The 19,108-nt window shown below is 64.5% G+C and carries 15 protein-coding genes; 9 read left to right on the top strand and 6 right to left on the bottom strand.

The window, feature by feature from the left end; all coding sequences use genetic code 11:
• Positions 1 to 103: 103 nt before the first annotated feature.
• Complete coding sequence (locus tag OH686_RS11260) at positions 104 to 1,429, top strand: superantigen-like protein SSL4 (protein ID WP_289538643.1); 1,326 nt, start codon at positions 104 to 106, stop codon at positions 1,427 to 1,429.
• A gap of 49 nt (positions 1,430 to 1,478) precedes the next feature.
• On the opposite strand, the gene aguA is transcribed toward OH686_RS11260, so the two are convergent.
• The 5 genes from aguA to OH686_RS11235 form a co-directional block, all read right to left on the bottom strand.
• Positions 1,479 to 2,585, bottom strand: coding sequence for an agmatine deiminase (aguA, locus tag OH686_RS11255; protein WP_289538640.1), 1,107 nt, complete (start codon positions 2,583 to 2,585; stop codon positions 1,479 to 1,481).
• Between the two features lie 104 nt (positions 2,586 to 2,689).
• Positions 2,690 to 3,571, bottom strand: coding sequence for an N-carbamoylputrescine amidase (gene aguB / locus OH686_RS11250; RefSeq protein WP_289538638.1), 882 nt, complete (start codon positions 3,569 to 3,571; stop codon positions 2,690 to 2,692).
• A gap of 272 nt (positions 3,572 to 3,843) precedes the next feature.
• Complete coding sequence (locus OH686_RS11245; protein ID WP_137973749.1) at positions 3,844 to 4,485, bottom strand: TetR/AcrR family transcriptional regulator; 642 nt, start codon at positions 4,483 to 4,485, stop codon at positions 3,844 to 3,846.
• Positions 4,486 to 4,579: 94 nt separating this feature from the next.
• Positions 4,580 to 5,635 (bottom strand): extracellular solute-binding protein, encoded by a 1,056-nt coding sequence (locus OH686_RS11240; RefSeq protein ID WP_289538636.1) that lies wholly within the window; start codon positions 5,633 to 5,635, stop codon positions 4,580 to 4,582.
• Positions 5,636 to 5,754: 119 nt separating this feature from the next.
• On the bottom strand, positions 5,755 to 7,134 hold the full coding sequence (locus OH686_RS11235) for a glutamine synthetase family protein (RefSeq protein WP_137973747.1): 1,380 nt from the start codon (positions 7,132 to 7,134) through the stop codon (positions 5,755 to 5,757).
• A 278-nt stretch (positions 7,135 to 7,412) separates the two neighbouring features.
• Between OH686_RS11235 and OH686_RS11230 the strand changes: the two genes are divergently transcribed.
• The 8 genes from OH686_RS11230 (at position 7,413) to OH686_RS11195 (ending at position 16,630) form a co-directional block, all read left to right on the top strand.
• Positions 7,413 to 8,165, top strand: coding sequence for a gamma-glutamyl-gamma-aminobutyrate hydrolase family protein (locus tag OH686_RS11230; protein WP_289538634.1), 753 nt, complete (start codon positions 7,413 to 7,415; stop codon positions 8,163 to 8,165).
• Positions 8,166 to 8,252: 87 nt separating this feature from the next.
• The gene (locus tag OH686_RS11225; RefSeq protein ID WP_137973745.1) at positions 8,253 to 9,611 is read left to right on the top strand and encodes a glutamine synthetase family protein; all 1,359 of its coding nucleotides are present in this window, start codon (positions 8,253 to 8,255) and stop codon (positions 9,609 to 9,611) included.
• Between the two features lie 62 nt (positions 9,612 to 9,673).
• The gene (locus OH686_RS11220; RefSeq protein WP_137973744.1) at positions 9,674 to 11,047 is read left to right on the top strand and encodes an aspartate aminotransferase family protein; all 1,374 of its coding nucleotides are present in this window, start codon (positions 9,674 to 9,676) and stop codon (positions 11,045 to 11,047) included.
• Positions 11,048 to 11,168: 121 nt separating this feature from the next.
• On the top strand, positions 11,169 to 12,269 hold the full coding sequence (locus tag OH686_RS11215) for a polyamine ABC transporter substrate-binding protein (protein WP_137973743.1): 1,101 nt from the start codon (positions 11,169 to 11,171) through the stop codon (positions 12,267 to 12,269).
• A 222-nt stretch (positions 12,270 to 12,491) separates the two neighbouring features.
• The gene (locus tag OH686_RS11210) at positions 12,492 to 13,580 is read left to right on the top strand and encodes a polyamine ABC transporter substrate-binding protein (RefSeq protein WP_502942808.1); all 1,089 of its coding nucleotides are present in this window, start codon (positions 12,492 to 12,494) and stop codon (positions 13,578 to 13,580) included.
• Positions 13,581 to 13,695: 115 nt separating this feature from the next.
• Complete coding sequence (potA, locus tag OH686_RS11205; protein ID WP_137973741.1) at positions 13,696 to 14,850, top strand: polyamine ABC transporter ATP-binding protein; 1,155 nt, start codon at positions 13,696 to 13,698, stop codon at positions 14,848 to 14,850.
• 23 nt (positions 14,851 to 14,873) lie between these two features.
• Positions 14,874 to 15,755: an ABC transporter permease subunit gene (locus OH686_RS11200; protein WP_171016363.1), complete on the top strand. Its 882-nt coding sequence runs from the start codon at positions 14,874 to 14,876 to the stop codon at positions 15,753 to 15,755.
• Entirely contained in the window at positions 15,752 to 16,630 is an 879-nt protein-coding gene (locus OH686_RS11195; protein WP_289538629.1) for an ABC transporter permease subunit, read from the top strand. The genes OH686_RS11200 and OH686_RS11195 overlap by 4 nt, the downstream gene beginning before the upstream one ends.
• A 58-nt stretch (positions 16,631 to 16,688) precedes the next feature.
• On the opposite strand, the gene OH686_RS11190 is transcribed toward OH686_RS11195, so the two are convergent.
• The gene (locus OH686_RS11190; RefSeq protein ID WP_289538627.1) at positions 16,689 to 19,070 is read right to left on the bottom strand and encodes a penicillin acylase family protein; all 2,382 of its coding nucleotides are present in this window, start codon (positions 19,068 to 19,070) and stop codon (positions 16,689 to 16,691) included.
• Positions 19,071 to 19,108 lie beyond the last annotated feature (38 nt).

Below are 19,108 nucleotides of genomic sequence, written 5' to 3'. Positions count from 1 at the left end.
TCAGAAAGAAAAAATGCCGCTGAAAATTTTTTGAACCGTTGCCGGGGCTGCCAACGACAGAGGGGCGTAAGGCAACCAATCACGCCCCACCAGGAGCAACCCCATGAAAGCGTCCAAATCCATCTTCACCCTCAACACCCTCGGCCTGGCCCTGCTGCTGGCCACCGGCCAGGCCCTGGCCGTCGATGACAATCCGGCCGCCAAGGCCAGCATCAAGGCCATGCCGGATGCCGGCCAGTCGCATACCCTCAAGGTGCAGCTGGACCAGAAGGGCGAGTGGACGGTGATCCCCAGCACTACCGTGAAGATGCGCTTCCAGTACACCCACCAGTGGTCGCAGCAGCCGAACAAGCCCTGGGCGCGCATCTATGTCGGCGAGGCGAAGATCCCCAAAGGCGGCGAGAACTACTTCGAGAAGTCGCAGATGTTCGACCTGGGCGCCAGCAAGGTGCTGGCCAGCAGTGGCTACCTGAACGCCAACCTGCCGTTCAAGCTGCTGGTGGCGGACGGTATCCCGGGTACGGATATCGCCGGCTACTGCAGCTTCGAGAAGAGCAACCGGCTGAAGCAGGGCAAGGGCCTCAACCAGGTGTTGCGCCAGGGCTTCAACGTCAAACTCAACGTGCCGCTGAAGATGGCCGGCTTCTACCAGCTGGGCGGTGGCCCGGGCACCTCGCGTCCGCCGAGCAGCCACCAGTACCACCTGTGGGACAAGAGCGCGCCGGTGACCATCCAGTGCCTGGGTAATCCGGCCATCGCCGACAAGGTGGCTCCGCCGAAGGGCCCGCAGGGCCTGGTAGCCGGCTTCCAGGTCAACAGCGTCGAGCTGGCCGCCCAGCCGGCCAAGCTGAAGGGTGTGTGCCCGGCCGAGATCACCCTCAAGGCCACGATCAAGGGCTCCGGTGGCGGCCAGATCAAGTACTGGCTGGAAGAAGTCGGCGGCAAGGGCGCGGCCGTGCAGATGACCAGCAACCTGCCGGGCAAGGTCGGCGAGGCCACCCAGCGGGTGATCAGCCAGAAGGTCAGCATCAAGCCCGACCCGCAACCGCAGCAGCAGGGCATCGGCGGCTTCAAGGCCAATACCCAGGGCCAGGGCACGCTGGTCAAGCGCAGCTACCGCTTCAACGTCATCGCGCCGAACAAGAAGCAGTCGAGCGTGGTGGCCGTGGAAGTACTGTGCACCAGCACCCTCAACATCGATATCGGTGAGCAGAACAAACAGCTGCAGATGGATACCGTGAAGCCCGAGCCGCACCCGCAACCCAACCCGGGCATGAAGCTGCAGGCCCCGCAGCCCCAGCCGAAGCCGGAGATGAAGCTGCAGGCGCCGCAGACCCAGCCCGAGCCGCCGAAGCCGAGCCTGCAGATCAAGGCCGTCGAGCCCAAGCCGCAACCGCCGAAGCCGCAGATGCAGCTCCAGGCCCAGTGAGCCGCAACGAAAAAGCCCGCCGATTGGCGGGCTTTTTTATGGGCGGCAATCAGCGCTGTTGCGGCGCCGGTTGCTGCTGGGTGATGCAGTGGATGTTGCCGCCGCCGAGGAGGATCTCGCGGCCCGGCACCATCACCACGCGGTGCTCGGGGAACACGCGCTGGAGGATGGCGCGGGCCTCCTCGTCCTTGGCGTCGTCGAAGCTCGGCGCGACGATGCCGCCGTTGACGATCAGAAAGTTGACGTAGGAACCGGCCAGGCGCACGGCGGGGCTGCGCTCCTGGCTGCCGTCGGCGGCGTCGACGCCGGCGCACTCTTCCCCGGTGGCGTGGATCGGCCCGGGGATCGGCATCTTGTGCACCACCAGCTGGCGGCCCTTGGCGTCGCGGACGGACTCCAGCACCTGCATCGCCGCCTGGCAGCGCGGGTAGTTGGGGTCGTTGACGTCGTCGGTCCAGGCCAGCAGCACTTCGCCCGGGCGCACGTAGCAGCAGAAGTTGTCGACGTGGCCGTCGGTCTCGTCGTTGAACAGGCCGTCCGGCAGCCAGATCACCGTGTCGATGGCCAGGTGGTCGCGCAGCACCGCTTCGATCTCTTCGCGAGTCAGGTGCGGGTTGCGGTTTTTGTTGAGCAGGCATTCCTCGGTGGTGATCAGGGTGCCTTCGCCGTCGACGTGGATCGAGCCGCCCTCCAGCACGAAGCCCTCGGTGCGGTAGCGGTCGCGGCGCTCGATCTCGAGGATCTTGCTGGCCACCTGGTCGTCGCGCTGCCAGGGCCAGTACAGGCCGCCGTCGAAGCCGCCCCAGGCGTTGAAGGTCCAGTCCACGCCGCGCACTTCGCCGCTGGCGTTGGTGACGAAGGTCGGGCCGGTGTCGCGCACCCAGGCGTCGTCAGTGGTGATTTCCACCAGGCGGATGCCGCTGCCCTCCAGGCGGGCGCGGGCGTTCTCGTACTGGCCGGCGGACACGCAGATGGTCACCGGCTCGAACTCGGCGATGGCCTTGGCCACGGCGGTGAAGGCGGCCTGCGCCGGTTTGCCGCCGAGGCGCCAGTTGTCGGGGCGCTCGGGCCAGACCATCCAGGTCTGGCTATGGGGCTCCCACTCGGCGGGCATGCGGAAGCCGTCGGCGCGTGGGGTGCTGTTGAGGGTGGTCATGTCCTGCTCCTGTAACCCGGATGTAGTCCGGGGGCGTGTGTCAGGGATTTCCGGATGACATCCGGGCTGCTGCGTCGGGCCCTGGTGGGAGCCGACGCCGTGAATCACTCGGAGGCCAGGTGGCCGTCGAGGGTCTTGAGCGGACCATACAGGGTCGGTCGGCGATCGCGGAAGCTGCCCCAGGCGCTGCGGATGTGTTCCAGCTGGTCGAGGTCGAAGCTGCGCACCAGCACGCCTTCCTCGGTCTCGCCCAGTTCCGCGACCTTCTTGCCGAACTGGTCGGCGATGAACGAGGAGCCGTAGAAGGTGATGTGGTAGCCGTCCTGCTCCTCGCGACCGATGCGGTTGGCGGCGATCAGCGGCATCAGGTTGGCGCCGGCGTGGCCCTGCTGTACGCGCTGCCAGTGATCGCGGGAGCTGATGCTGGGGTCGTGCGGCTCGCTGCCGATGGCGGTCGGGTAGAACAGCAGCTCGGCGCCGAGCAGGGCCATGCTGCGCGCCGCCTCGGGGAACCACTGGTCCCAGCAGATTCCCACGCCGATCTTGGCGTAGCGGGTGTTCCAAACCTTGAAGCCGGTGTCGCCCGGGTTGAAGTAGTACTTCTCGTGGTAGCCGGGGCCGTCGGGGATATGGCTCTTGCGATACACGCCGAGGTTGCTGCCGTCGGCGTCGATGATCGCGATGCTGTTGAAGCGCGCGCGGCCGGCACGTTCGTAGAAGCTGATTGGCAGCACGACCTGCAGCTCACGAGCGACTTTCTGGAAATGCAGGATGGCCGGATTTTCCGCGGTCGGCGTGGCCAGCTGCAGGTAGTCGGGGTTGGGCTTCTGGCAGAAGTAGGGCGTCTCGAACAGCTCCTGGATCAGGATGATCTGTGCACCGTTGGCGGCCGCCTGACGCACCAGTTTCTCGGCCGTGGCGATATTGGCGGCGCTATCCCAGGAGCAGGCCATCTGGGTAGCGGCGACGGTGACGATACGCGACATGGAGCACCTCGGTGGAGCATGCAGAGGAGGTCTTCTGACACTAGCAGAGACCCATGGCTGCGCCCCGCTGTTGGGTCGGGCGGGGCGCTGGATAGCCCAATTTATATCCGATAAAAATCGACTTTAAAAGGCGTTTTATCGATTTCCATCGAAAACTATCCAGATATTGCAGATAAATATTGGCTGTTTCGGGTGGGTAAAGCCTGAAGGCAGGGCGATTGCCTGCCGGAAGGTAAGGCTGAGAAGACGCGGGTAAATCGATGAATATCGGCTTACGACAGGGGCTTTTCGCGCTTGGGCAGGGCGGGCGGCAGGTACAGGGCCAGGTAGGCATCGAACACGCGCATGCCTTCCTCGGCCATGCGAGGGGTGATCTCGCCGTGCAGCTGCACGGCGCGGGCATAGACCCGGTCGCCCAGCTCCATGGCCAGGGCGAACACGTCGATATCGCGCGGCAGTTGCGGCAGCGGGAAGTGGCGCTCGAACACCGCCTGCATCAGGCGCCCCAGCTCCAGGTCGTGCTGGCGGTCGGCCTGGATCACTTCGGCCAGGCCGTGCTGGGCCAGGATCAGCTGGCGCGCGGCGCTGTCGCCGGCGTAGATCGCCAGCATGCGTTCCTCGATGACACGCGACAGGTCGCGCCAGTCGCGCAGCGAGGCGTGCTCCACCGGTTGCAGCAGGCAGTCGCGGAAGGCGGCGTGGATGTCGGCGGTCAGCGCCTCGAGCAGCGCCGGCACGCTGGCGAAGAAGTGGTACACGGAAGAGGGCGGGATGTCCGCGCGCTCGGCCACCGCATAGATGGTCAGGCCGGCGAAGCCCTGGCTGCTGAGCAGATCGCGCGCCGCCCCGAGAATCAGGTCGATGCGCGCCTGGCTGCTGGCGCGGGGCTTGCGGGGGCTTGCGGTGCGGGTCATGCCGGTCTCCTGTCCGTGGCAGGCGCTATTGGACGCCAGACGGACAGGGGAGGCAAGCCGCCCCAGGGAGGGGGCTGAGATCGTAAGCAGATGCTCAGCTGCCGTCGCGGAAGCGGTTCCACACCTCGTCGCGGGCGCCCTTCAGCTTGTCCGACAGGGGCATGAGGGCGAACAGGCGGTTCTTGGCGTCGTCCAGGTTGCGCCCCAGCTGCTCGCGCAGCTTGGGTTCGAGGAACCGCTGGGCCTCGGTGTTGGCGCTGGGGTACAGCGTCTCGCTGCTGATCTGCGCGGCCACCTGCGGCTGCATCAGGTAGTCGATGAACTTGTGCGCCAGGTCGGCGCGGCGCGCGCTGGCCGGAATCACCAGGTTGTCGATGAACAGGGTGGAGCCCTCGTCCGGCACCACGAACTGCACCGGCTGGCCGGCATCGCTGGCGCCCAGGGCGTCGCCGACCCAGGCCACGGCCACGCACAGCTTGCCCTGGTTGAGATCCTCGATATAGCGCTCGCTGTCCACGTAGCGCAGGTTCGGCCGCAGGTCCTGGAGGGTCTCGCCGGCCTTGCGGATGCGTCCCGGCGAACTGTTGGTGAAGCTGCGGCCCTGGTAGCTGAGCAGGTTGTAGAGCAGCTCGTCCGGGGCATCCAGCACGCTGATGCCGCAACCGGTCAGCTTGGCGCTCTGCGCCGGGTCGAACAGCAGGCTCCAGCTGTGCGGCAGCGGGCCGCCATAGGCCGCCTCGGCTTGCGGTGTGTTGATCGCCAGGCCCACGGCGCCCCAAAGGTAGGGCACCGCATGGCGATTCTGTGGGTCGACTGCGGCCAGTTTGCTCAGCAGCTGCTTGTCCAGATGCTTGCGGTTGGGCAGGCGGGCGAGGTCCAGCGGCTGCAGCAGGCCGGCCTTGATCAGCGATGGCAGGTCGTTCTGCGAGGGTACGGCGATGTCGATGCTCTCGCCGCTGGCGAGGATCTTGTCGAGCTCCTCGGCCGAGGCGTAGGTGTGGTACTCGACGGCGATGCCGGTGGCCTTGGTGAAGTCCTCCAGCACCTGCGGGGCGATGTAGTCGTTCCAGTTGTAGACCCGGATGCTATCGGCGGCGGCCGCCAGTCCGGGAGCGAGGGCCAGCAACAGCGGAGCAAGAACGCGAAACATGACGACCTCCTTGGCGAATGATGGGCAAGGCTTCGCCAGTCCGCGCGCCGGGGCGAGATGGCAGAACCTGGGCAGTGGAAAAAACAACGCCGGCACTAGGGCCGGCGTCGGGTGTTGCGTCAAACGGTATGCAGGTACCAGTTGTATTCGAGGTCGGAGATGGTGGTCTCGAACTCCTGCAGCTCGGCTTCCTTGCACGCGACGAAGATGTCGATGTAGTCCGGGCTGATGTACTTGTTCAGCACTTCGCTGTCGTCCAGCTCGCGCAGGGCATCGCGCAGGTTGTTCGGCAGGCTCTGCTCCAGCTGCTCGTACGAGTTGCCCTCGATCGGCTCGCCCGGCTCGACCTGGTTGGTCAGGCCGTGGTGAATGCCGGCGAGGATCGCCGACATCATCAGGTACGGGTTGGCGTCGGCGCCGGCCACGCGGTGCTCGATGCGCACGGCATCGGCGCTGCCGGTCGGCACGCGGACGGCTACGGTGCGGTTGTCCAGGCCCCAGCTCGGCGCGTTGGGTACATAGAACTGCGCGCCGAAGCGGCGGTACGAGTTGACGTTGGGGCAGAGGAAGGCCATGGACGCCGGCATGGTCTCCAGGACACCGCCGATCGCATGGCGCAGTGCGGCGTTCTCCTGGGGATCATCGCTGGTGAAGATGTTCTTGCCGGTGGTCTTGTCGAGCAGCGAGATGTGTACGTGCAGGCCGTTGCCCGCCTGGCCCGGGTAGGGCTTGGCCATGAAGGTGGTGTCCATCTCATGGTCGTAGGCGATGTTCTTGATCAGGCGCTTGAGCAGCAGCGCGTGGTCGCAGGCCTTGATGGCGTCTTCCACGTGGTGCAGGTTGACCTCGAACTGCGCCGGGGCGCTTTCCTTGACGATGGCGTCGGCCGGGATGCCCTGTTCCTTGGCGGCTTCGAGCATGTCCTGCAGGCAGTCGACGTACTCGTCGAGGTCGTCGATCAGGTACACCTGGGTAGAGATCGGACGCTTGCCCGACATCGGCGAGCGCGGCGGCTGCGGACGGCCGTTCACGTTCTCCTGGTCGATCAGGTAGAACTCCAGTTCGAAGGCGGCGCAGATGCGCAGGTTCATCTCGTCGAACTTAGCCACGACCTGGCGCAGCACTTCGCGCGGGTCGGCGAAGAACGGCTTGCCGTCCATCTCGTGCATGGTCATCAGCAGCTGCGCGGTGGGGCGCTTCTGCCAGGGCTCGTTGCACAGGGTATTGGCGATGGGGAAGCAGATGCGGTCGGCGTCGCCGATGTCCAGGCCGAGGCCGGTGCTTTCGACAGTGGAACCGTTGATATCGAGGGCGAACAGCGAAGCGGGCAGATTGATGCCCTTTTCATACACCTTGTGCAGGCTGTTCCTTTCGATGCGCTTGCCGCGCACCACCCCATTCATATCTGCAATTAGAAGGTCAACGAACTGGACCTCAGGATGTTCCTTAAGGAACGCGTTCGCCTCGTTGAGCTGAACGGCACGCGGGGGTACCGACATGATGCAACACCTTTTTTGTTAAAAATTTCAATCATGCTATTGAGCAGCTGTGAGTCAATCTCAAACACCCAGGGCTGTCAATAGCGGGCCATTTTGCCCCGAAACGGGGCTCGATGGCCAGTTTTGGGGCACTCCAGGGTTTTTCGACCCGCTGGTCAGCCTTGTGCGGCCTGCTGCTCAGTTGCCTGTGTTCAATTTTTTACAGCCCTATTGTGTAAAAAATTGAACAAGGCTAATCTCGGCCTCAACCTAACAACAGCAATAAAACAAGGTGTCCCATGTTGCGCCTGCCGTTGATCGGCGTCACCGCCTGCACCAAGCAGGTCGGACTTCACCCCAACCACATCGTCGGCGACAAATATGTCCGCGCGGTGGCGGTCGGAGCGGAGGGTCTGCCTCTGGTGATCCCCGCCCTGGGCGAACTGATCGATCAACCCACCCTGCTGGCCAGCATCGACGGCCTGCTGTTCACCGGTTCGCCGTCCAACGTCGAACCTCATCATTATAGTGGCCCGGCCAGCGCGCCAGGCACAGCCCACGATATCGCTCGCGACGCCACCACGCTGCCGCTGATCCGCCAGGCCATCGCTGCCGGGATTCCGGTGCTGGGCATCTGTCGTGGCTTCCAGGAAATGAACGTGGCCTTTGGCGGCAGCCTGCACCAGCGCGTGCAGGAAGTGGCCGGGCTGATGGACCACCGCGAGCCGGCCGACGAGCCGGTCGAGGTGCAATATGCCCCCCGTCACACCGTGCGTGTGCAAGCGGGCGGGGTGCTCGCCGGCCTCGGCTTGCCGGACGAGATTCAAGTCAATTCCATTCATGGCCAGGGCGTTCAGCGTCTGGCGCCGGGCCTTCGCGTAGAAGCACTGGCGCCTGACGGGTTGATCGAAGCCTTCTCCGTCGAAGGTGCGCCAAGCTTCGCTCTCGGTGTGCAGTGGCACCCGGAGTGGCAGGTACGATCCAACCCGAATTATCTCGCAATCTTCCAGGCCTTTGGTGAGGCTTGCAGGAAGAGGGCGGGACAACGCTGAGTAGGTGAGCAACCGGTCGGTGAAACTGGGAGGTTTCGCTAGGCTTTAACCGGTCCGCAGTAGCCGCTCTACAACCCTGAGGTCTCTATGAGTACCAAGCTAGACCAGCTCACCAGCTGGCTGAAAGAACGCAAAATCACCGAAGTTGAATGCTTGATCAGCGATCTTACCGGCATTGCGCGCGGCAAGATCTCGCCGACCAACAAGTTCCTCGACGAGAAGGGCATGCGCCTCCCCGAGAGTGTGCTGCTGCAGACCGTGACCGGCGACTACGTCGAGGACGACATCTATTACGAACTGCTCGACGAGGCGGACATCGACATGTTCTGCCGTCCGGACGAGAACGCCGTGTTTCTCGTGCCCTGGGCCATCGAGCCCACTGCGATGGTGATCCACGACACCTTCGACAAGCAGGGCAACCCGATCGAGCTGTCGCCGCGCAACATCCTTAAGAACATCCTCAAGCTCTACGCCGACAAGGGCTGGAAGCCGATCGTCGCGCCGGAGATGGAGTTCTACCTGACCAAGCGCAACAGCGATCCAGACTTCCCGCTGGTAGCGCCGATGGGCCGCTCCGGCCGTCCGGAAGTCGGTCGCCAGTCGTTCTCCATCGACGCGGCCAACGAATTCGACCCGCTGTTCGAAGACGTCTACGACTGGTGCGAGCTGCAGGAGCTGGACCTCGACACGCTGATCCACGAGGACGGCCCGGCGCAGATGGAAATCAACTTCCGTCACGGCGACGCCCTGCACCTGGCCGACCAGATCACCGTGTTCAAGCGCACCATGCGCGAGGCCGCGCTGAAGCATGACGTGGCGGCCACCTTTATGGCCAAGCCGATCACCGATCAGCCGGGCAGCGCCATGCACATCCACCAGAGCGTGGTGGACATCAAGACCGGCAAGAACCTGTTCTCCAACGACGACGGCAGCATGAGCGAGCTGTTCATGCACCACATCGGTGGCCTGCAGAAGTACATCCCCGAGGTGTTGCCGCTGTTCGCGCCCAACGTCAACTCGTTCCGCCGCTTCCTGCCCGATACCTCGGCGCCGGTGAACGTGGAGTGGGGCGAGGAGAACCGCACCGTGGGCCTGCGCGTGCCGGAAGCCGGCCCGCAGAACCGCCGCGTGGAAAACCGCCTGGCCGGTGCCGACGCCAACCCTTATCTGGTGCTGGCCGCCTCGCTGCTGTGCGGCTATATCGGCATGGTCGAGGGGCTCAAGCCCAGCGCGCCAGTCAAGGGCCGCGGCTACGAGCGGCGCAACCTGCGTCTGCCGGTGACCATCGAAAGCGCGCTGGAGCGCATGGAGGCCTGCAAGGCCGCCGAGAAATACCTGGGCGAAAAGTTCGTCCGCGGCTATGTCGCGGTGAAGCGCGCCGAGCACGAAAACTTTAAGCGGGTGATCAGCTCCTGGGAACGCGAGTTCCTGCTGCTCTCCGTCTGATGGGGGACGGGCGCCGGGTATCCGCCCTGCGCCCCGACCGGATGCGTAATCTGAGGTGAAGAATGACTAACCAAGCGAACAACCCGAAAACCCGCGAGTGGCAGGCCATGAGCCGTGAGCACCACCTTGCGCCGTTCAGCGACTATCAGCAGCTGCACGAGAAGGGCCCGCGCATCATCACCAAGGCCGACGGTGTCTACCTGTGGGACAGCGAAGGCAACAAGATTCTCGACGGCATGGCCGGTCTCTGGTGCGTCGCCGTCGGTTACGGCCGCGAAGAGCTGGTCGAGGCGGCTGCCGCGCAGATGCGCGAGCTGCCGTTCTATAACACCTTCTTCCAGACCGCCCATCCGCCGGCGCTGGAGTTCGCCAAGGCCATCGCCGATGTGGCGCCGGCCGGCATGAATCACGTGTTCTTCACCGGCTCCGGCTCGGAAGGCAACGACACCATGCTGCGCATGGTCCGCCACTACTGGGCGAGCAAGGGCCAGCCGAGCAAGAAGGTGATCATCAGCCGTCACAACGGCTACCACGGCTCCACCGTGGCCGGCGCCAGCCTTGGCGGCATGAAGTATATGCACGAGCAGGGCGACCTGCCGATCCCCGGCATCGTCCACATCCCGCAGCCGTACTGGTTCGGCGAGGGCGGCGACATGAGCCCGGAAGAATTTGGCATCTGGGCCGCCGACCAGCTGGAGAAGAAGATCCTCGAGGTCGGCGAAGACAACGTGGCGGCCTTCATCGCCGAGCCGATCCAGGGCGCGGGCGGCGTGATCATCCCGCCGGACAGCTACTGGCCGCGCATCCGCGAGATCCTCGCCAAGTACGACATCCTGTTCGTCGCCGACGAAGTGATCTGCGGCTTCGGCCGTACCGGCGAGTGGTTCGCCAGCGAGTTCTTCGGCAACAAGCCGGACCTGATCACCATCGCCAAGGGCATGACCAGCGGCTACGTGCCCATGGGTGGCTTGATCGTCAGCGACAAGGTGTACCAGGTGATCAACGCCGCCGGTGACTTCAACCACGGCTTCACCTACTCCGGCCACCCGGTGGCCGCCGCCGTCGGCCTGGCCAACCTGCGCATTCTCAAGGAAGAGAAGATTATCGAGCGGGTTCAGGCGGAAACGGCACCCTATTTGCAAAAGCGTTTGCGTGAGCTGGCGGATCATCCGCTGGTGGGCGAAGTCCGCGGCGTGGGCATGCTCGGCGCCATCGAACTGGCGAAGAACAAGCAGACCCGCGAGCGTTTCCCGAGCGAGATGGGCGTGGGCATGATCTGCCGCGGCCATTGCTTCGAGAACGGACTGATCATGCGCGCCGTGGGCGATACCATGATCATCGCGCCACCGCTGGTGATCAGCAAAAACGAGATCGACGAACTGGTCGAAAAGGCACGCAAGTGTCTCGATCTGACCGCCCGGGCAGTGCTGGTGTAAGGCTTGAGTGACAGGCCAGACCTTGCCAGACTGCAGGGTGCGTTGGCCAGGCTCACCGGAGGGTGCGTCGCTCAGGCGACGCAGCCTTCGGATACTTCAAACGACAATGGAGCTAACCCGCATGATCAAGACCTTCGGCAAGACTCTGCTTGCCATGACTCTGGCAGGCGCCGTAGCCGGCGTGGCCCAGGCTGATGACAAGGTACTGCACGTCTACAACTGGTCCGACTACATCGCCCCGGAAACCCTGGAGAAGTTCACCAAGGAAACCGGCATCAAGGTCGTCTACGACGTCTTCGACAGCAACGAAGTGCTGGAAGCCAAACTGCTTGCGGGCAGCTCCGGTTACGACATCGTCGTACCGTCCAACCCCTTCCTGGCCAAGCAGATCAAGGCCGGCGTGTTCCAGAAGCTGGACAAGTCCAAGCTGCCGAACTGGAAGAACCTCGATACCAACCTGCTCAAGGCCCTCGATCCGAGCGACCCGGGCAACCAGTACTCCATCCCCTACATGTGGGGCACCATCGGCATCGGCTACAACGTCGACAAGGTCAAGGCCGTGCTGGGCGAAAACGCCCCGGTCGATTCCTGGGACCTGGTGTTCAAGCCGGAGAACATGGCCAAGCTGAAGGAGTGCGGCGTGTCCTTCCTCGACTCGCCGACCGAGATCCTGCCGGCCGCCCTCAACTACCTGGGCTTCAGCCCCACCAGCGAGAAGCCGGATGAGCTGAAGAAGGCCGAGGAACTGTTCCTCTCCATCCGTAAGGACACCGCCTACTTCCACAGCTCGAAGTACATCGGCGACCTGGCCAACGGCAACATCTGCGTGGCCATCGGCTACTCGGGCGACCTGTACCAGTCCAAGTCCCGCGCCGAAGAAGCCAAGAACGGCGTGAACATCCTGTACAGCATCCCGAAAGAAGGTGCCGGCAGCTTCTTCGACATGCTGGCCGTACCGGCCGACGCGAAGAACGTCGAGGGTGCCCATGCCTTCCTGAACTTCCTGATGAAGCCGGAAGTCATGGCCGAGATCACCAACTTCGTGCAGTTCCCCAACGGCAACGCGGCGGCCACCCCGCTGGTTGACGAGGCGATCCGCAACGACCCGGGCATTTATCCGGACGCCGCGACCATGGCCAAGATCTACACCTTCCCGGATCTGCCGGCGAAAGTGCAGCGCACCATGACTCGTAGCTGGACCACCATCAAGTCCGGCAAGTAAGCCAAACAGCGACACCCTCCGGCGGGTGCTCCCGCCGGAGCCACCGCCAGGAGGTCCCATGACCCACCTCGACTACCGTCACACACGAGCCCCACACAGCTCCGTGCGCGGGCGGCTGGGCGAACGGCATGGGCGTCAGGGATAGGACAGCCAGATTTTCCACCACCCCCAGGACGCATCGCGGCCTGCAAGATCAACAAGAAAGAGGACTGACGTGTGCGAATTTCCTTCCGCAGAACCCTGACCGCCGTCGCCGTGGCGCTGGGCCTGAGTGGCGTTGCCCAGGCCGAGTCGACCCTGCACATCTACAACTGGAGCGACTACATCGGCGAGACCACCCTGGCCGATTTCGAGAAGGCCAGCGGCATCAAGCCGGTCTACGACGTGTTCGACTCCAACGAAACCCTGGAAGGCAAACTGCTGGCGGGCCGTTCCGGCTACGACATCGTGGTGCCGTCCAACCATTTCCTCGGCAAGCAGATCAAGGCCGGCGCGTTCCAGAAACTCGACCGCTCCCTGCTGCCCAACTGGCAGAACCTCGACCCGGCGCTGCTCAAGCAGCTCGAGGCCAACGACCCGGGCAACCAGTATTCCGTGCCCTACCTGTGGGGCACCAACGGCATCGGCTACAACGTCGAGAAGGTCAAGGCGGTGCTGGGCATCGACAAGATCGACTCCTGGGCCGTGCTGTTCGAGCCGGAAAACCTGAAGAAGCTCAGCGCCTGCGGCGTGGCCTTCATGGACTCGCCGGACGAGATGTTCCCCTCGGTGCTCAACTACCTGGGCCTCGATCCGCGCAGCACCAATCCGGACGACTACAAGAAGGCCGAAGAGAAGCTGCTGGCGCTGCGCCCGTACGTCACCTACTTCCACAGCTCCAAGTACATCGGCGACCTAGCCAACGGCGACATCTGCGTGGCCTTCGGCTACTCCGGCGACGTGTTCCAGGCCGCTTCCCGTGCCGAAGAGGCCGGCAAGGGCATCGAGATCGCCTACAGCATCCCCAAGGAAGGCGCCAACCTGTGGTTCGACATGCTGGCCATCCCGGCCGACGCGAAGAACGTCAAGGAAGCCCATGCCTTCATCAACTACCTGCTCGACCCGGCGGTCATCGCCAAGGTCAGCGACTACGTCGGCTACGCCAATCCCAATCCCAAGGCCGGCGAACTGATGGACCAGGAAGTGCGCAACGATCCTTCGGTCTATCCATCGCAGGCGGTATTGGACAAACTTTACATTTCCACCGAACTGCCGCCGAAGATTCAGCGGCTGGTCACCCGCAGCTGGGCCAAGGTCAAGTCGGGCAAGTAAGCAGTATCAGTAATACACCGTACGGCGGGCCGGGCCTGACCGTACGGGACCGCTGCGCATAGCGCGGCAGATTATCGTTCGGGTCTCTGACCTTATTTTCCCGGGAGTTTTGGAAATGGCTGTTGCCTCCAGCGCCTACAAGAAAGCCCTAGAGGGCAACCAGCAACCCAAAGAGGTGCTGGTCAAGATCGATCGCGTGACCAAGAAATTCGACGAGACCATCGCCGTCGATGACGTCTCGCTGACCATCAACAAGGGCGAGATCTTCGCCCTGCTCGGTGGTTCCGGTTCGGGCAAGTCGACCCTGCTGCGCATGCTGGCCGGGTTCGAGCGTCCCACCGAAGGGCGCATCCTGCTCGATGGCGTCGACATCACCGACATGCCGCCCTACGAGCGGCCGATCAACATGATGTTCCAGTCCTACGCGCTGTTCCCGCACATGACCGTGGCGCAGAACATCGCCTTCGGCCTCAAGCAGGACAAGCTGCCCCAGGCCGAGATCGACGAGCGCGTGGCCGAGATGCTCAAGCTGGTGCACATGACCCAGTACGCGCGCCGCAAGCCGCACCAGCTGTCCGGTGGCCAGCGTCAGCGCGTGGCCCTGGCCCGCTCGCTGGCCAAGCGTCCCAAGCTGCTGCTGCTTGACGAGCCCATGGGCGCCCTGGACAAGAAGCTGCGCTCGCAGATGCAGCTGGAGCTGGTGGAGATCATCGAGCGCGTCGGCGTGACCTGCGTGATGGTGACCCACGACCAGGAAGAGGCCATGACCATGGCCCAGCGCATCGCCATCATGCACCTGGGCTGGATCGCCCAGACCGGCAGCCCGGTGGACATCTACGAGACCCCGGCCAGCCGCCTGGTCTGCGAGTTCATCGGTAGCGTCAACCTGTTCGACGGCCAGATCACCACCGACGAGACCGACCACGCCATCATCAGCTGCCCGCAGCTGGACAAGCCGATCTACATCGGCCACGGCGTCTCCACCCGGGCCGAGAGCAAGGCGGTCAGCTACGCCCTGCGCCCGGAAAAGCTGCTGATGGCCACCGCCCTGCCGGCCGATCACGAGCACCCCGAGTACAACTGGTGCAACGGCACCGTGCACGACATCGCCTACCTGGGCGGCCACTCGGTGTACCACGTCAAGCTCACCTCCGGGCAGATCGTGCAGTGCTTCATCGCCAACGCCGAGCGTCGCGGCAAGCGTCCGACCTGGGACGACGCCGTGGTGGTGTACTGGGAAGACGATAGCGGCGTGGTACTGCAATCATGAAAATCGGCAAACTGAAACGCTATCTGCCCAGCGGGCGGCATGCCGTGATCGGTGTGCCCTTCTTCTGGCTGTTCCTGTTCTTCCTGCTGCCGTTCTTCATCGTGCTGAAGATCAGCTTCGCCGAAGCAGACGTGGCGATTCCGCCCTACACCGAGATCTACAGCTGGGCCGACAATCAACTGTCGATCGTGCTCAACCTAGGCAACTACATCTTCCTCAGCGAGGATGAGCTGTACCTGGCGGCCTATCTCGGCTCGCTGAAGATGGCCTTCGTCAGCACTCTGCTGTGCATCCTCATCGGCTACCCGATGGCGTACGCCATCGCCCGTGCCAGCAAGGAGATGCAGACCACCCTGCTGCTGCTGATCATGATGCCGACCTGGACCGCGATCCTGATCCGCGTCTACGCCTGGATGGGCATCCTCAGCAACAACGGCCTGCTCAACGGCTTCCTGCTGTCGATCGGGGTAATCAGCGAGCCGCTGCAGATCCTCAACACCAACCTGGCGGTGTACATCGGCATCGTCTATTCGTACCTGCCGTTCATGATCCTGCCGCTCTACGCCAACCTGGTGAAGCACGACATGAGCCTGCTGGAGGCGGCATCGGACCTGGGTTCGAGCAACTTCAACAACTTCTGGAAGATCACCGTGCCGCTGTCCAAGAACGGCATCATCGCCGGCAGCATGCTGGTGTTCATCCCGGTGGTGGGCGAGTTCGTGATTCCGGAACTGCTCGGCGGCCCGGAGACCCTGATGATCGGCAAGGTGCTGTGGCAGGAGTTCTTCAACAACCGCGACTGGCCGGTGGCGTCCGCCCTGGCGGTGATCATGCTGCTGATCCTGATGGGCCCGATCATCTGGTTCAACCGTAACCAAGCCAAAGAGATGGAGGGCCGCGCATGAAAAAGCTGAATTTCTCCACCGTCATGCTGTGGCTGGGACTGACCTTCATCTACCTGCCCATGGTCATCATGGTCATCTACTCGTTCAACGCCTCCAAGTTGGTCACCGTCTGGGGTGGCTGGTCGGTCAAGTGGTATGCCGGCCTGCTCGACAACAGCCAGCTGATGGGTTCGGTGCTGCGCTCCCTGGAGATCGCCCTGTACACCGCGGTCGCCGCCGTGGCGCTGGGTACCCTGGCCGCCTTCGTGCTGACCCGGGTGACCCGCTTCAAGGGCCGCACCCTGTTCGGTGGCCTGGTCACCGCGCCGCTGGTGATGCCGGAAGTGATTACCGGTCTGTCGCTGCTGCTGCTGTTCGTGGCCATGGCTCAGCTGATCGGCTGGCCTGCCGAGCGCGGCATCATGACCATCTGGATCGCCCACACCACCTTCTGCTCGGCCTACGTGGCGGTGGTGGTGTCGGCACGCCTGCGTGAGCTGGACCTGTCCATCGAGGAGGCGGCCATGGACCTGGGCGCCAAGCCGTGGAAGGTGTTCTTCCTGATCACCATCCCGATGATCGCGCCGTCCCTGGCGGCCGGCGGCATGATGTCCTTCGCCCTGTCGCTGGACGACCTGGTGCTGGCCAGCTTCGTCTCCGGTCCGGGCTCGACCACCCTGCCGATGGAGGTGTTCTCCGCCGTGCGCCTGGGCGTGAAGCCGGAGATCAACGCGATCGCCAGCCTAATCCTGCTGACCGTGTCGATCTTCACCTTCTTCGCCTGGTTCTTCGCCCGCCGCGCCGAAGAGCGCCGCAAGCGCGCCATCCAGCAGGCGATGGAGTCGATGGCCGAGGAAGTCACCAGCACCAACTGGAAACCGGCTCAGGCTGCCTGATCGTTTCCCGCTCAAGAAAAAGGTCACCTTCGGGTGGCCTTTTTCATTGCCGGCGTTGTCAGTCGGCCGGCTGCAGTTGCAGGGTGCCGCGGGTATCGGCCTGCACATCCTCGTCGCTGAAGTGCATCGGCACGTACTGACCGCCGATGTAGGCCTCGGCTTGGTCGGCGTAGTGCGCGTCGAACGGTACGCCGCTCTGACCGACCGGATTGATGCCCAGGCCCTTGCTGGCATCGGCCATGTCGATCAGGCGGCGGGTCGAGGGACCGTAGACCACCGACCAGGGCGCCGGGCCGACCCGGTGCGACAGATTGTTCGGCACCTCGTGACCGCCCGGTGCGGCGAACGGACCGACGTTGAACAGCAGGTTGAGCGGCTTCTGCGCACCCAGCGGATGCTCATGAGTCAGGGTGTGGCCCTTGCCCCAGGCCCACTGGCTGCTGTCCGTGCCGAAGCTCTGGCGCAGGTGGGCGAGGCTGGCCTGCCAGGCGGCCTTGACCGTGTCGGCGCGGCTCTCCACCGCATTGCTACCACGCTTGTCCCACCAGGCCGAACCGGCATCGGCGGTCAGGCGCGGCAAGGCCACGTCGAGCACGCGGGTCTGCAGCAGGCTGTCGAAGAAGGCGTCGCCCAGTTCGTCGCGCATGGCCTGGTTGACCAGCTCGAAGGTCAGCTGGTTGAACAGGGTGGCGGCGGTCGATTGCAGCGGATGGCTACCGTCCCAACTGGCGAGCTGCTCGACCAGGCCGCGCTCCTCGTCACTCGCTGCCGCAGCGCGCAGGTCGGCGAGGATCGGCGCCAGCAGGCGCGGGCCATAGCCGGTGCCGTCGTCCAGTTGCAGGGCCTGGCTGTTCCGGGTATCCCACTTCACGTCCGGCTGGGCCAGGCGCTGGTTCAGACGCTCGCCGCGGTCGGCCAGGTTGTAGTAGCCGGGGATGCTCACCCCGGTCGGCGAGGCCGGCTGGTAGTTGGCGGAGACGATATAGCCGCGCGCCGGATTCTCTTCCTGCGGGTTGGCGCTGAACGGCAGGTAGCCGGGCTTGTCCGCCTCGCCGCTGGCGCCGTCGAGGATAAAGCTCGGGTTCACCCCGGCCGGGCGCTGCGGCAGCTTGGCCGCGGCCCACCAGCCGATGTCGCCGCCGGCGTTGGCGTACATCACGTTGAGGCCCGGCGAGTGGATCTTCGCGGTGGCGGCGCGGGCCTTGTCCAGGCTGTCGGCGCGGTTGAGCTGGTAGAAGGCCTCGAGGATCGGGTTCTCGGTCTCGAGGAAGGCCCACCACATGGCGATCGGTGTCTTGCCGGTGTTGGCGCCGAGGGCGTCGTTGATGATGGGGCCGTGGGGGGAGCGGCGCAAAGTCAGCTTGACCGGTTCGCCGCCCTTGACCCGGATGGTCTCCTCGCGGCTCTGCAGATCGACCCACTGGCCATCGATCTGCACCTGATTGGCGTTGTCCGGATTGACCTTCTCGGCGATCAGGTCGAGATCGTCGTTCTGGAACATGGTCAGGCTCCAGGCGAACTGCCGGTTGTGGCCGAGCGAGGCGTAGGGGTTGAGCGCCTGGTGGTGGCCGTACAGCTCGAAGCCCGGGTAGCTCAGCTGCGCCTCGTACCAGACCGCCGGTACGGCGAAGCGGATATGCGGGTCGCCGGCCAGCAGCGGCTTGCCGCTGGCGGTGCGGCTGCCGGCCACGGCCCAGGCGTTGCTGCCTTCGAACTGCGGCAGGCCGGCCTCGACCAGCGCCTGCTGGCTGAGCTGGGCGAGACCATTGAGCGCCTGCCAGTCGGCGCCGCTGAGGTTCTGGGCGACGGCGCCGCCGGGGTGCCAGGCGAGGTCGAAGACCTTGAGGTAGTCGCCGCCCAACTGGTCGCGCACATAGGTCAGCACCGGTTCGGTGCGGAAGGCGGCGGCGAAGCTATAGGCCATGTAGCCGGCCACGGACACCGTGTCTTCCAGCGTGAACGGGCGCGGGTCTATGCCCAGCAGATCGAACTCCACCGGCGCCGGGCGGCTGTCCTGGAACTGGTTGATGCCCTCCAGATAGGCCTGCAGCGCCTTGACGGCCGGGCTGTCGCGGTCGAGGGTCTTGGCGTAGCTGTCGGCCTGCTCGCGAATGCCCAGGGTGCGGAACAGGCGGTCGGTATCGACCAGCTTCGGCCCCAGCACTTCCGCCAGTTCGCCACGTGCCAGGCGGCGCAGCATCTCCATCTGGAACAGGCGGTCCTGGGCATGCACGAAGCCCAGGGCGCGGTACAGGTCGGCTTCGTTCTGCGCCTGGATATGCGGCACGCCGCGTTCGTCGTAGCGCACGACGACCGGGGCCTGCAGGCCGGCCAGCGGCAGGGTGCCGTCGCGCACGGGAAGTTTGCTCTGGCTGTACCAGGTGGCGCCGGCGGCGGCCGCGGCAATGGCCACAGCGAGGAAGGTCAGACTGCGTTTCATGACGCGCTCCTTGTTGTTGTGCGGCCATTCTGCGCAGC

This window comes from Pseudomonas sp. SO81, assembly GCF_030374125.1.
Lineage (GTDB): Bacteria > Pseudomonadota > Gammaproteobacteria > Pseudomonadales > Pseudomonadaceae > Aquipseudomonas.
Note: the sequence above shows the minus strand (reverse complement) of the source record. Positions and strands in the feature narration are given on the sequence as shown.